Below are 12,942 nucleotides of genomic sequence, written 5' to 3' on the forward strand. Positions count from 1 at the left end.
CCGGAGAGAACGTCAGCTCTTCAGGCGCCAACCGGTTTTGAAGATCCACCAGATCGCCGCAAGGCAAATGATGAGGAAGAGCGCGGTCATGATCAGGCTGACGGTGACTGAGACGTCGGCCAGACCGTAAAAACTCCAGCGGAAGCCTGAGATCAGATAGACGACGGGGTTGAACAGCGTCACCTTCTGCCAGAAGGGCGGCAGCATATCGATCGAATAGAAGCTGCCGCCGAGGAAGGTCAGAGGCGTGATGATGAGAAGCGGCACGATCTGCAGCTTCTCGAAACCATCGGCCCAGATGCCGATGATGAAGCCAAACATGGAGAAAGTGACTGCGGTCAGCACCAGGAACGTCACCATCCACAGCGGATGTTCGATCCTGAGCGGCACGAAAAGCGTGGCGGTCGCGAGAATGATGACCCCCAGGATGACCGATTTCGTGGCCGCAGCACCGACATAGGCAATGACGATCTCGAGGAAGGAGACCGGCGCGGACAGGTGCTCGAAGATCGTTCCGGTGAACTTCGGAAAATAGATGCCGAAGGCGGCGTTCGTCACGCTCTGCGTCAGAAGCGAGAGCATGACGAGGCCCGGGACAATGAAAGCGCCGTAGCTGACGCCCCCCACTTCGTCGATGCGCGAGCCGATGGCGGAGCCGAAGACGACGAAATAGAGCGTCGTCGACAAGACCGGCGCCAGAATGCTCTGCATCAGCGTGCGGGCGGTGCGGGCCATCTCGAATTTGTAGATGGCGCGAATGGCGTAAATGTTCATGCCGCCTCGTGAACCAGACTGACGAAGATTTCTTCGAGCGTGCTCTCGCGTGTCTCGATGTCGCTGAAACGGATGCCTGCCTCGGTCAGATCGTGCAGAAGGGAGGTGATCCCCTTGCGGTTCTGCGCCGTTTCGTAGGTGTAGGTGAGGTAGGTGCCGTCTTCGGAAAGCTCCAGCTCGTACGATGCGAGCGATTCCGGCACAGCGTGGAGAGGTTCCTGGAGGCACAGGCGGAGCTGCTTGCGGCCAAGTTTGCGCATCAGCTCTTTCTTTTCCTCCACGAGAACGATCTCGCCGTGATTGATGACGCCCACCCGATCGGCCATCTCCTCGGCCTCTTCGATGTAGTGCGTCGTCAAGATGACGGTGACGCCCGTCTCCCTCAAGGAGCTGATCAGTCGCCACATGTCGCGACGTAGCTCCACGTCGACGCCCGCCGTCGGCTCGTCGAGAAAGAGGATTTCAGGCTCATGTGAGAGCGCCTTGGCGATCAGAACCCGTCGCTTCATACCGCCCGAGAGCGTGATAATCTTGGAATCGCGCTTCTCCCAGAGAGACAGATCGCGCAGCACGCTCTCCAGATGGGCCGGGTTCGGCTTCTTTCCGAAAAGGCCGCGCGAGAACGAGACAGTTGCCCAGACAGTTTCGAAGGCGTCCGTCGAAAGCTCCTGCGGCACGAGCCCGATCTTGGAGCGGGCGGCGCGGTAATCGGAGATGATGTCGTGACCGTCCACGGTCACGGTGCCCGTGGTTGGATTGACGATGCCGCAAATGATGCCGATGAGCGTCGTCTTGCCGGCGCCGTTGGGACCGAGGAGCGCGAACAGCTCTCCCTTTTCGATCTCAAGATCGATGTTTTTCAGCGCCTGAAAGCCGCTCTCATAGGTTTTGGACAGGCCGGAAACGGAAAGGACGTTCGACATGGGGTGCGGGCGACATCCGGAAAGGAAGGAATGGTAAGCCGGCATTTAGGCCGCCGGCAAAAAAGGGCCAGAGCAGAAAGTGGCGGTGCGTGACAATCCACCCCACGCCATGGGGCGTCCGAGACGAAACGCTGCCTCAGGCGACGGCCTTGCGCAGTTCGTCCGGTCGTTGCTGAAATTCGAGCGCATGCCCGTCCATGGCGAGTTCCTCCAGCATGCTGAGCAGCATTTCCATCCTCTCTTCGCCGAAGATTGTCTCGATGCGCTTGTAAACGTCTTCGATGGCAGGCGAGGCGAGGCGGATGAGACTGCGGCCATTCTCCGTAATGTCGATCTTCAGGCGACGGCTGTCCTGGCCGTCCTGACCGCGTGTGATGAGGCCGCGCTCTTCCAGGGCTTTCAGGATGCGCGTCATGGAGGGGGTGAGAAGACACGCGCGGGCCGACAGCGCCGTGGCATCGGAAGGACCGGCTTCGTCCAAGATGCGGAGAACGCGCCATTGCTGTTCGGTGCAGCCATATTCGGCGATGATCGGCCGCAGATGCATCATGAAGGCTTCGCGGGCGCGCAGAAGCGCCACCGGCACTGAACGACCTGTCTGGCGTAGGGTCATGATGGCGACGTCTCCCGGCGATCCTGTCAGGCATTGTAGCGGGAAGTCGTCCTCGACCAAAGACGCGGCCTTCCCAGGCTTCTGCCGGTGGCAAGGCGCCCGGGCACCGGACGGTTCCGCCGAGATACTATCAGATTGTTCGCTTCTGCGGCTGCGACGCGTCAGCGTTCGCCCGAGCCCGCTTTGAGGGCTTGCCCGGGCTGGATCGCTGCACCGCGTGATCTGCCGCCGGCGACCATCCAGAATCGTCCCCTGAAGGGTCGGTGCAGATCCGCAGAGGCGTCGCTGGAGGCGCTCTCAGGCCTGCGTGGCCGCCTTGCGCTGAGCCTGGGTGAAGGCACGAAGATCGAAGTCGGGATCTTCGACCTGATGGGCGCGGATTTCGACGCCGAGTTTCATCAAGGTCCGCACCGCCATATGGTCGGCCGGCCGGTTGACGGATTCCACCGCGATCAGGCGTCCTTCCTTGAAACAGAAGACAGAAAAAGTCTCCGCTTCCGGATCTCCGCGCAGGATCGTCTGATCCGTGCCAAAGGGAAGTCCGACCATCTGCAGCTTCAGGTTCGACTGATCGCTCCAGAACCAGGGAACGTCGCAATAGGCGGTCGGTTTGCCCACGAGGCGCGCGGCGAGGCAGCGGGCCTGGTCGACGGCGTTTTGCACCGATTCAAGCCGCATCGACTTGCCTGCCTGGACGTTCGGGTGATTGGCCACGTCGCCGATCGCCGAGATGGCCGGATCGGACGTGGCGAGAAACTCATCGACCACGATGCCGTCCTTGACCTCCAGGCCAGCGGCTTCGGCGAGCTCGGAATTGGCGAGAACGCCAATGCCATAGAGAACGAGATCGGCGGCGACGTTGCGCCCATCGGCGAGCACCACGCCCGTGACGTGATCGTTTTCCCCTTCGAGCCGCTGCACGCGTGCATCCGTGATGATGTGGACGCCGCGGCGACGATGGGCATTTTCGAAGAATTCCGACATCTTCGGCGTCACGACGCGCGCCATGACACGCGGCGCCAGTTCCACAACGGTCACGGTCTTGCCGAGCTTGGCGGCAACTGCGGCAAGCTCCAGGCCGATGAACCCGCCACCGACGACGACGAGGCTGGACGCCGCCTCGATGCGTTCACGCAGCCGGTTGGAATCGGCGAGCCCGCGCACGGCGAAGACGCCGTCGAGCTCGGCGCCCGGCACCGGCAGCGGACGATTGCGGACACCGAGGGCCAACGTCAAATGATCGTAGCGCAGGCGACGTCCCGACTGCAGCTCGACCTCGCGGGCCGCCCGGTCGATGGTGGTGACCGCTTCGCCGAGAATGAGCTCGATGTTGCGGTCCTCATAGAATTTCTCGCCGCGGAGAAGCAGCCCTTCGGCGCTGACGGTGCCGATCAGATAGCCTTTCGACAGGGGCGGCCGCTGATAGGGCAGATCAGTTTCTTCGCCGATCAGAACGATGCGCCCGGTGAAGCCAAGCTCGCGCAGCGAGGCGGCGAGCTGCACGCCCGCATGGCCGGTACCAACGATGATCTGGGTTTCTTCGGACATTTCGAACATTCCTTTCGGCGCTGCTTTTGGCGCACCGTCTGGCGAAGCGCAACGATGCCGTTCTCGTCTCGTCTCAGATAGAGAGGGCTGAGAGGCAATCGCCGGCCATAAGGCCGATCGGCGGCAGGGGGAACCGATACGGTGTCGCGGGCGATGGCGCGCATCGCTTCCTCAAGGCACACTCTGATGCGCTTTTGCAGAAAGGCGATGTGGAAGAAGGGGCGAAACTGCCGGTTCTGCTGCAAGAAGCTGCCGACATGATCGGCCGTGAAGGGCCCCGCTTTCGCCATCTTCGCTCGGCTTTCCTACAAATAGTCTGGAATTTCGCAGCCGAAGCCTCCGGTGGCGCAAGGCGAGAGCTTGCTGGTCCGGTTGTGTTTGTGCCATCTCCCTTGCGGGATCGGCTCCGGATCGCATGATGGATTGGGGAGCCTGCGGATCTTGCCGCGGTAGCCTGGCGGCCGAAGGGGGCCTTGATTGCAAAGAAAACGTGTCCTCGCCGCGAACCTCCCTTCGATCGCTTCCTTTATCGGTCTTGCTCTCGCTTTCGTCTTCGTGCCGTTCATCACCTTTCTGTCGACACGGTCAGCGCCGGCGGTGTTGAGCTTTGCGACGCTGTTTCTGCTCCTTGGCGCCTATTGGCGAGCTGAGACGTGGCGGGATTTCGCAGCACGCTTCACCGAAGTGGCCCGGCAGCCCTTGGCGATCGCGATCGCCTCGTTCGTGCTTGCAGCGTTTGTAAGCGTCTCGTGGTCGGTCGAGCCTTTGATGAGTCTGCAATACTCGTTTCGTCTGTTGGGGAACTGTCTGCTCGGCTTCGCCTTCGTCGTCGTCATCGCTGGGGAGCACCGACGACACATCATGAAATTTCTGGTGGTCGGGCTCGTGATCACCCTGCCGCTTCTGGCAAACGAGCTGCACGGGCCTTTCCAGCTCAGACAACCCTTCTCCGATACGCTCGGCTCAGAATCTCTCAACCGGGCGGTTCTCGTGACGAGCATCCTGGCTGCGCTCTTTCTGGCCCTCGCTTGTGCGGAGAAATGGCTGTCCTGGCTGGCGCTTTTTCTCTCGCTTGTCGCTGCCGTCGTTGCGGTTCTCTCCTCCTCGCAGTCCTCCGTCCTTTTTTGGGGCGTGGTGGTGATCGCCTGGCCGCTTGCCGCCTACGCTCCCAGGGCAACGGCCCGCGCCGTCACCGCGACAGCCTTTGCGTGCCTCGTCCTCTTTCCATTCTTCGCCATGCTCTACACGCCCTGGATGCGCCGCCTGCTCGGCGGGGTTCCGGAAGATGTCGTGCATGCGACGAGCGCGCAGATTCGCCTTTCCATCTGGGAGAATTTTGCCGAGCTCATCCCGCACGAGCCTCTCCTCGGCTGGGGCTATTATGCCGAACGCGCCATGAGCAAGGGGCTCGCCGGCCCCGCCGCATCCGCGGTGATCGGCAGCGCCCATCCGCATGATGTCGCGATCCAATTGTGGGTCGATTTCGGTCTTCTGGGCGTCTTCGTGGCGGGTCTCATCGGCTTCGCCTGGCTGCGGCGTCTCTTGCAGGCGGAGACGGCCGTTTTGACGGCCGGAAGCGCGATCACCGCAGGCGTCTTTGCGGTCTGGATGGTGAGCCACGGCGCCTGGCAGGAATGGTGGCTGGCGATGATGTCACTGGTCTTCGCAACGCTTCTGCGTAGCACGCCGGGTGGCCAGGCTATTTCCTTTTGGCGGAAAGCCGAAACGCGAGCGCATCCACCATTCCATGGCGCAACGCCACCCAAAACGTGAGCGAACTCACATAGGCCGCCACGACAGCCGCGTAGGGGGCTCGCGTCGAGATCACGGCGAGCGCGATGCAGAAGAGGCTGTTAAGGGTGAGCGCGAGCACCACCTGATCGTGCTTCCAGCCCCGCCGCACGGCCTTCTGGTAGGCATGTTCGCTATGGGCGAGCCAGATGCGCTCGCCACGGCGCGCGCGAATGAGAAGGGTGAGGCCGGTGTCGGTGAGATAATAGGCCGGCAGAATGAGGGCGGCGGCAATCTCTTCCTTAAGAGCGAGCGCGACCAGAAGAGAGCCGACACAAAAGCCCACGAAAACGCTGCCGGCATCGCCCAGAAAAATTCGCGCCGGGTGCCAGTTGTGGAGGAGAAAGCCGAGGCTCGCCGCGATGAGAAGGCAGGGCAGGAGCGGCAGGTCGCCCAAGGGAGTGGCGACAAGCAGAACGCCGATCGCGATCGCAATCGTCGTCACGCCGGTGATGCCGTCGATGCCGTCCATGAAGTTGTAGGCATTGACGAAGCCGAGCAGGAAGAACCACAGGACGAAGCGCTCGACCAAAAAAGGCAGGGCAGGGCTGAGGTTCACCGACAGTGGCAGGGACGCGACGGCCAACGCCACGAGGCCTGCCTGGGCAATGAAGCGCGTGGCAGCCCTCAGGCCGACGAGATCGTCGAAGGCGGAGACGAGTGCAAGCGCCACGGCGATCGCGAGGAATGAAACCTCTCTTGCTGACGGCAGGCCGGCCGGGATCCCAAGCACGAGGCCGATGGCGAGGCAGAGCGCGATGACCGGCACGAGCGCAAACCCGGCGCCGCGGGGGACGGGTGTTTCATGATTGCGACGTGCGTCCGGCAAATCGAGAAGCGCGCGGCGGGTGAGGACGGGGATGAGGTTGCGAATGCCGACCCACGTGACAGCGAAGGCTGCAAGCGACAGCCACAAGGCGTTGAGCTGATCCATCACGCGGCTCAGCCGGGGGCTCTGTCCATCAAAGAGCGCACATTGTTGGTCGGTCGGGCGCAGAGCTCAGTGATGCCGCTGCGCAAGAGGCCGACGCAGGCGGCATTGTCGCCGTGCATCGCGGCCGTGTGGAGATCAGTCAAATAGACGTCGAGGCGCTCGGGCAGGATCGCGGGCGCGCTGGCGAGCAAGACACCCGCGACGGGCGTATGCGTGACCGTCTCGTTCTCGCTGACGAGATCTTCATGCAGCTTCTCGCCCGGGCGCAGGCCGGTGAACACCACCGGCACATCAACGTCCGGCTTCCGTCCGGCAAGACGAATGAGATTTCGGGCCAGATCGGCGATGCGTACAGGTTCGCCCATGTCGAGGAGGTAGATCTTGCCGCCGCCTTCGGGATGGGCGACGCCATAGGCCGACGCCTGCAGAACGAGCTGTGCCGCTTCGCTCGGCGTCATGAAATAGCGCGTGACATCGGCATGGGTGACCGTCAAAGGCCCGCCGTTCTTGAGCTGCTCTTCGAAGAGCGGCAGGACGGAGCCCCGCGAGCCCAGAACGTTGCCGAAGCGCACGATCATGAAGCGGGTGCCTTTCTGCTCGCGGTCGAGCTTCTGGCAGTAGCGTTCGGCAAGTCCCTTGGTCAGACCGAGGACGTTCTTGGCGTTGGCGGCCTTGTCGGTCGAGATCATGATGAAGGCGCTGGCGCCGGATGCGCAGGCGGCGTCGGCGACGTTCTTGGTGCCGAAGACGTTGGAAAGAACCGCCTCGACGGGGTTTCTCTCCACGATCGGCACGTGCTTCAGCGCCGCGGCGTGGAAGACGAGTTCCGGCCGTTCGCGCATGAACAGCGCCTTCAGTGCTTCGCGGTCGCGGATGTCGCAGAGGATCGGCACCACCTGCGCCTGGATGCTCGGATTTTTCCGGATACGGCGATCGATCTCATAGAGATTGTGCTCGCTGTTCTCCAGCAGGATGAGGCGTGAAGCACCGAAGCGCACGACCTGCTTGACGATTTCGGAGCCGACCGAACCACCGGCACCCGTGATGAGGACGCTGCGCCCGGCGATCAGGCGGTTGATGCCTTCCTCGTCGAGCACCACGGGCTGGCGGCCGAGCAGGTCTTCGATCTTGACCGCTTCGGGCTCCACGTTCTGCTGCGAGGCCTGCAGATCCTGAATGTTCGGCAGCCGGTTCACGGTCAGCCCAACCTGCGAGGCGGCATCGACCAGCTCGTTCAGGACATCGCGCGGCGTGTTCACACGCGCGACAATGATCTGGGTCGGCGGCGTCGACGTGCGCCTCAGCTGCGTCACCTGCCGCGCCATGCCCTCGATCGTGCTCAAGACCGGAACGCCGTGAAGCTGGCGCCCGACGTGTCTCGGGTTCGTTTCGATGATGCCGACGATGAGAAAGCGCGATTTGCGGTCGCGTTTGACGGCGCGGATGAAGACATCGGCCTCGTCATTGAAGCCGAAAAGCAGCACCGGCTCGAGCGGGTTGCGCGGATCGTGGCTGGAGCGGCCGATGAGGCTGTCGCGATAAAGCCGGTAGGCCATACGCGGCGCGCCCAGCATGACGGTCAGAACGAACCATTCGATAACAAGAACCGAACGGGGCAGGGCGCCGCCGCGCTGGATGAGGAAAATGACGAGCAGAAAGATGAAGATGGAGGCGGTGACCGCCTTCGAGATCGCGTAGATATCGCGCACCGACGCGTAGCGCCAGGAGCCGCTGTGCAGCCGGAAGATCGGAAAGACGAGCACGCAGACGAGCGTGAAAATGCCAATGAGGCTCACGACCTCGCCGGGGGCGAAGGTCGGTTCCGTCCCCGTGCGCAGGTAATAGGAAAGGCCGAGGGAGATCGCTGCGGCCGAAAAATCGTAGCCGTAGATAATCCAGCTGCGCATGCGCCGGGAGATGCGTCTGACCACCTGATCGATCACGTCCGGCTCCCGATTTGATGCTGAGGTGCAAAAAGCGATCGCAGGCTAAAGCCGCTGCCCTGTCGCGCGTTCCCATGCCAGGTCTCGCTCAGGCGATCCAACCTCGCAGCTATGTCAAAGCTATGGCAGAAGCGCATACGGTTTCTTGCCGCCCCCTCTCGGAAAGCTACTCGGCCGGGGTCTTGGTCGAGTGCTGTTTCAACTGGCGGATATCGGCAAGGGCTTGAAAGAAACGGTCTTCGGCCCCCCTCGGCTTGTCCTGTGCGGGCCCGTTCGAGGCATCTGAAGAAGCCTCTTCGCCGGCCGAGGCGTGACCGTTCTTCGCCTCGGTGTTGCCGTCCGTCTGTGTACCGTTCTTGTTTGTGAAGCCGTTGGCGCCGGCGGGCTGCATCGGCCGGTCGGCCGACATGCGGCGGATGTCTTCGCTGATGCGCGCGATTTCCTCCGCGCCGATCGGCTCTGCGTCTTTGGCCGTGTCTCTGGCAGTGTGATTGCGGGAAAGATGGCGGCCGGCCTGCGTGCGGTGGCCGGGCGCGCGCCGCGCCTCGCTGCGCCGCGGGGCGCCTTTCGCGTCTTTCCGGCCGGGCCTTTTGCCTTCTTCCGAAGCCCCGGCTTTCTCCGGCGCCGGGTCGTGTTGGCCGGCCTCCGGATCCTCCTCGGAGGCGGCGTTCCCCATGACGGAGCGGAGGTAGTCGATTTCCGCGCGCATGCCGATCAGGTCGACGCGGCGATCCTCCGCCAGGCTCTTCAGGTCCTGGATCTCATCTTGCATGGCAAGCCGGCGTTCCATCTCCGCTTCGAGCGCGTTGCGGCCGGCGCGCAGCGCGGTGCCGGTCTCGGCCAGACGCTTCTTGGTTTCGATGAGTTCGGCGTTGGTTTGTTCGAGGCGGGTGCCGAGCTCGCCGATCTCTTCGTCTCGGGACGCGAGATCGCTGCGCAATGCGGCAATCTCCTGCGTCTTGAGATCGGAATCGAGGCGATAGGCAGTGACGCGGTCGCGAAAAGTGCTCGCATCACGTTCCAGCCGGCGTATGGCCATCGCATTGCGGGCGCGCATCTCGTCGCGCTCCGTATCGAAATCGGCTCTCGTTATCGCCAGGCTCGCCTTCAGACGCTGTTCCGTCACGCGCCGGATGCGGCGAGCAAGGACCGTGAAAAACGCAAGACAGAACAATCCGCTCGCAAATGCGCCAAGGGCGAACAGCATAGCCGCTTGTATCATCACCGGCTCCGTCCGCGGCAGGCCCTTAGAAATAGAGGCAGGTTGCGCAGACGGCAACAAGAGCTTGGCCGGAGCGTGCGCGTGTCCGCGACACTATCGCAAAAATGTCACGGCTTGTTCAAGCTTTGCGTGGGCTTGCTCAGAACGGATTCCAGGTCGGCCTGGAGGTGAACTTGAGATAGCCGAGATTGACGCCCAGCCGGGCACCGACGCCGGTGCGGATCGGCACGACATAGATCGGGTCGTGCACGCCGGTATGCGAGAGCACGGTCATGCCGAGACCGCCGACCATATAAGCGGAACCGTTCACGCCAGCGAAGCGCTGGTAGATGGAATTGTAGCTCGGCAGGTTGTAGACGAGCATCATCGTGCGATTGCCATCGCCGCCGAAATCCCACCCGACCGAAGGGCCCTGCCAGAAGATGTGGCTGGGCGGTGCGAGCTTGGTATAAATCGTGCCTTCGCCGTAGCGCAGGCCGCCGATGAGGGCGCCGGAGCCCTCCTGGCCGATGATGTAGCCGTTGGGAAGGCCGTAACGCTGGATGGCCTTTTCCACGAGCGTGGCCAAGCCCCCGGATGCGGCTCCAAAGACGTGATGGCCCGCTTCGACGACCTCCGCCGCCGTGTAGTTGAGGCTACCGGGTTCACCGGCCTGGGCCGAAGCCGGCTGGACCGCACCCGCCTGAGTGGCGAAGGCGGCCGGAGCGACCGCGATCTGGACTGCCAGCGCGCCGGCGGCAAGAAGTCTGGCTATGGGCATGGGCCCTCCTGCGACGGCTTGTTAATGACCTCGATTGGTCCACAGGAAACGGCAGAATGGTAAATGTCGGGTAAACCCCCGAGAAATGGGGCGCTCCGGCTGGTCCGCGGCAGGCGCGCTCGATACGATGGGTCAACCATGAGCGACGAATCGCTTTCTGTCCCAATTTCGGATTTCAGCCGATGACCAGCCTTAAAATCGCGCCAGTCGACCTTGCCGCCTTGATCGCGAGCCGGGTCTGTCATGACGTCATCAGCCCTGTCGGCGCCATTGCCAACGGACTCGAAGTCCTCGATGAGGAAACCGATCCGAGCATGCGCGACTTCGCGATGGATCTCATTCGCAAGAGTGCCCGTCAGGCCTCTGTGAAATTGCAGTTCTCGCGTTTGGCCTTCGGCGCGTCCGGCGGGGCGGGCGCGCAGATCGATATGGCCGATGCAGGTCGGTGTGCGGGCGAGTTTCTGGAGCGCGAGAAGGCCAATCTCGACTGGCGGGTCGACGCGCAGATGCTGCCGAAAGCAGAGGCGAAGATCCTGCTCAACCTCCTGCTTCTCGGTGCCAACACGATCGCCCGGGGCGGCACTCTGACGGTCGGCGCCACGCAGGGCGAGAACGGGGTGACGATCAGCGTGGTGGCTGCCGGCGACCGCGCGCGCCTTTCCGAGAGCGTCCGCACGGTGCTTCTTTCGGGCGAAGTCCCAGAACAGCTGGATGCGCATTCGGTCCAGCCGCTTTATGCGGTCATGCTCGCCGAAGAGGTCGGCCTCGGCTTCGAGATCGCCGAAGAGGAAGGGAAGGTCTCTTTCCTCGCCCGCCCGAAAGCCTGAGCCGGGCCCATCCCCACGTGCCAAGACGGGCGCGCGCGTTGTGCGCAAAACGAAAAGCCCCGCGACCTTGCGGTGCGGGGCTATCGAAGGGGATTGAGGGAGGCTTCAGGCGCTTTCGCGGAACTCTTCCTGATCGGGCTCGCGCAGCACGTAGCCGCGACCCCAGACCGTCTCGATATAATTCTCGCCGTCGGTCGCAGCCGCGAGCTTCTTTCTGAGCTTGCAGATGAACACGTCGATGATTTTGAGCTCAGGCTCGTCCATGCCGCCGTAGAGATGGTTGAGGAACATCTCCTTCGTCAGCGTCGTGCCCTTTCTGAGGGAGAGGAGCTCCAGCATCTGGTACTCCTTGCCGGTCAGATGCACGCGCTGGCCGGCCACTTCGACGGTTTTGGTGTCGAGGTTGACCCGGAGATTGCCGGTCTGGATGACCGATTCCGCATGTCCTTTGGAGCGACGGACGACCGCGTTGATGCGCGCGACCAGCTCATCCTTGTGGAAGGGCTTGGTCATATAATCGTCGGCGCCGAAGCCCAGGCCACGGACCTTGTCTTCGATGCCGCCCAAGCCTGAAAGGATCAGGATCGGCGTCTTCACCTTGGCGACACGCAGCTGCTTCAAGACATCGTAGCCGGTCATATCCGGCAAGTTGAGGTCGAGAAGGATAATGTCGTAGTCGTAGAGCTTGCCGAGGTCGACACCTTCCTCACCGAGGTCGGTCGTATAGACGTTGAAGCTTTCCGACTTCAGCATCAATTCGATCGACTGTGCGGTGGCGCTGTCGTCCTCGATCAGAAGAACACGCATGCCAATCCCCTCCTAGCCCTTTTCGTGCCGCTCGAGTGGTGTGTGGCTCGAGCCGACTGAACAGGCAAAACCGCAGCCACATTTACGTCGGAATGGTTAACAGACTCTAACTCCCGGCAGCAAGCCCATAACGTCAGCTGCTTAAAATAGAGTCTTGATTCCATTCCGATTCCGCTGGGTCACCTGCGTCGAGAAACGTTGTGGTACCGATGCGGCTGGACGCCTTCGCGCCGGCGCCGGACCGGCCAACTCAAAGCAAACGGCATCAAGCGATTTACCGTGCCTTAAGTCCTCGTCCCTATCATTAACGCCAGTCGTAAACGAACGGTTACCGCCGCCCGTTGCCGGTGTCATGTGGAGCGGGTGGACCCTCGGGGCTGGGGAGTATTGAGTATGAAGTCGCGAGACGCATCCATCCGGCAAAAACGCTTTAAAGTTGAAGATTGCGAGCGGCGGCTCGGCCAGATCGACGCCATGATCGAAGAATTCAGCCGGATGGCGGCCGATCTAGAACACGAGATAGCGGCTGAAAAGCGGCGGACGGGGATCGAAGACGAAAAGCATTTCGCCTATTCGACCTTCGCACGTGCGGCCGGCCAGAGGCGCGAGAACCTGCTCGCTTCGGTTGATGATTTGAACCGGCAGCGCGAAGCCGCCCAGGCGGCGCTCGAAACCGCGCGCGCCGAGCTTCAGCGCGAAGAAGGGCGGCTCGGCCGGGAAAACCCCGGGACAGCTCCGTCCGGCCACGGTCGTCTGGCAAGCTGAGATATCGTTCCGCGCCCTCGGTCAGGCCGGGGGCG

12 protein-coding genes are annotated in these 12,942 nt (G+C 62.6%); 3 read left to right on the plus strand and 9 right to left on the minus strand.

The genetic code is table 11. The features are described 5' to 3' along the window. Positions 1–12: 12 nt before the first annotated feature. The 4 genes from EO094_RS04605 to EO094_RS04620 form a co-directional block, all read right to left on the minus strand. On the minus strand, positions 13–774 hold the full coding sequence (locus EO094_RS04605) for an ABC transporter permease (protein ID WP_128291093.1): 762 nt from the start codon (positions 772–774) through the stop codon (positions 13–15). Beyond that, complete coding sequence (locus tag EO094_RS04610) at positions 771–1,697, minus strand: ABC transporter ATP-binding protein (protein ID WP_128291094.1); 927 nt, start codon at positions 1,695–1,697, stop codon at positions 771–773. Before EO094_RS04610 ends, EO094_RS04605 begins: the two co-directional genes overlap by 4 nt. A 136-nt stretch (positions 1,698–1,833) precedes the next feature. Continuing rightward, positions 1,834–2,310 carry a homoprotocatechuate degradation operon regulator HpaR gene (gene hpaR / locus EO094_RS04615; RefSeq protein ID WP_128291095.1) on the minus strand — a complete coding sequence of 159 codons (477 nt, stop codon included), beginning with the start codon at positions 2,308–2,310 and terminating at the stop codon, positions 1,834–1,836. Positions 2,311–2,607: 297 nt separating this feature from the next. Further along, positions 2,608–3,858 carry an NAD(P)/FAD-dependent oxidoreductase gene (locus EO094_RS04620; protein ID WP_128291096.1) on the minus strand — a complete coding sequence of 417 codons (1,251 nt, stop codon included), beginning with the start codon at positions 3,856–3,858 and terminating at the stop codon, positions 2,608–2,610. 477 nt (positions 3,859–4,335) lie between these two features. Between EO094_RS04620 and EO094_RS04625 the strand changes: the two genes are divergently transcribed. Further along, on the plus strand, positions 4,336–5,631 hold the full coding sequence (locus EO094_RS04625) for an O-antigen ligase family protein (RefSeq protein WP_128291097.1): 1,296 nt from the start codon (positions 4,336–4,338) through the stop codon (positions 5,629–5,631). Here the strand turns inward: EO094_RS04625 and EO094_RS04630 are convergent. The 4 genes from EO094_RS04630 to EO094_RS04645 form a co-directional block, all read right to left on the minus strand. Further along, positions 5,558–6,583: an MraY family glycosyltransferase gene (locus tag EO094_RS04630; RefSeq protein WP_128291098.1), complete on the minus strand. Its 1,026-nt coding sequence runs from the start codon at positions 6,581–6,583 to the stop codon at positions 5,558–5,560. The genes EO094_RS04625 and EO094_RS04630 overlap by 74 nt on opposite strands. 8 nt (positions 6,584–6,591) lie before the next feature. Further along, complete coding sequence (locus EO094_RS04635; RefSeq protein ID WP_128291099.1) at positions 6,592–8,526, minus strand: polysaccharide biosynthesis protein; 1,935 nt, start codon at positions 8,524–8,526, stop codon at positions 6,592–6,594. Positions 8,527–8,692: 166 nt separating this feature from the next. Further along, the gene (locus tag EO094_RS04640; protein ID WP_128291100.1) at positions 8,693–9,748 is read right to left on the minus strand and encodes a hypothetical protein; all 1,056 of its coding nucleotides are present in this window, start codon (positions 9,746–9,748) and stop codon (positions 8,693–8,695) included. Between the two features lie 139 nt (positions 9,749–9,887). Continuing rightward, complete coding sequence (locus tag EO094_RS04645) at positions 9,888–10,508, minus strand: DUF1134 domain-containing protein (RefSeq protein WP_128291101.1); 621 nt, start codon at positions 10,506–10,508, stop codon at positions 9,888–9,890. A 182-nt stretch (positions 10,509–10,690) separates the two neighbouring features. Here EO094_RS04645 and chpT point away from each other — a divergent pair, with 182 nt between their 5' ends. Next, complete coding sequence (chpT, locus tag EO094_RS04650) at positions 10,691–11,335, plus strand: histidine phosphotransferase ChpT (protein WP_128291102.1); 645 nt, start codon at positions 10,691–10,693, stop codon at positions 11,333–11,335. A gap of 105 nt (positions 11,336–11,440) precedes the next feature. On the opposite strand, the gene ctrA is transcribed toward chpT, so the two are convergent. After that, positions 11,441–12,142, minus strand: coding sequence for a response regulator transcription factor CtrA (ctrA, locus tag EO094_RS04655; protein ID WP_092815812.1), 702 nt, complete (start codon positions 12,140–12,142; stop codon positions 11,441–11,443). A gap of 354 nt (positions 12,143–12,496) precedes the next feature. Between ctrA and EO094_RS04660 the strand changes: the two genes are divergently transcribed. After that, positions 12,497–12,907, plus strand: coding sequence for a flagellar export protein FliJ (locus EO094_RS04660; RefSeq protein ID WP_205649819.1), 411 nt, complete (start codon positions 12,497–12,499; stop codon positions 12,905–12,907). The last annotated feature ends 35 nt before the right edge of the window (positions 12,908–12,942 follow it).

It is taken from the genome of Afifella aestuarii (genome assembly GCF_004023665.1).
GTDB classification, from domain to species: Bacteria; Pseudomonadota; Alphaproteobacteria; order Rhizobiales; family Afifellaceae; genus Afifella; species Afifella aestuarii.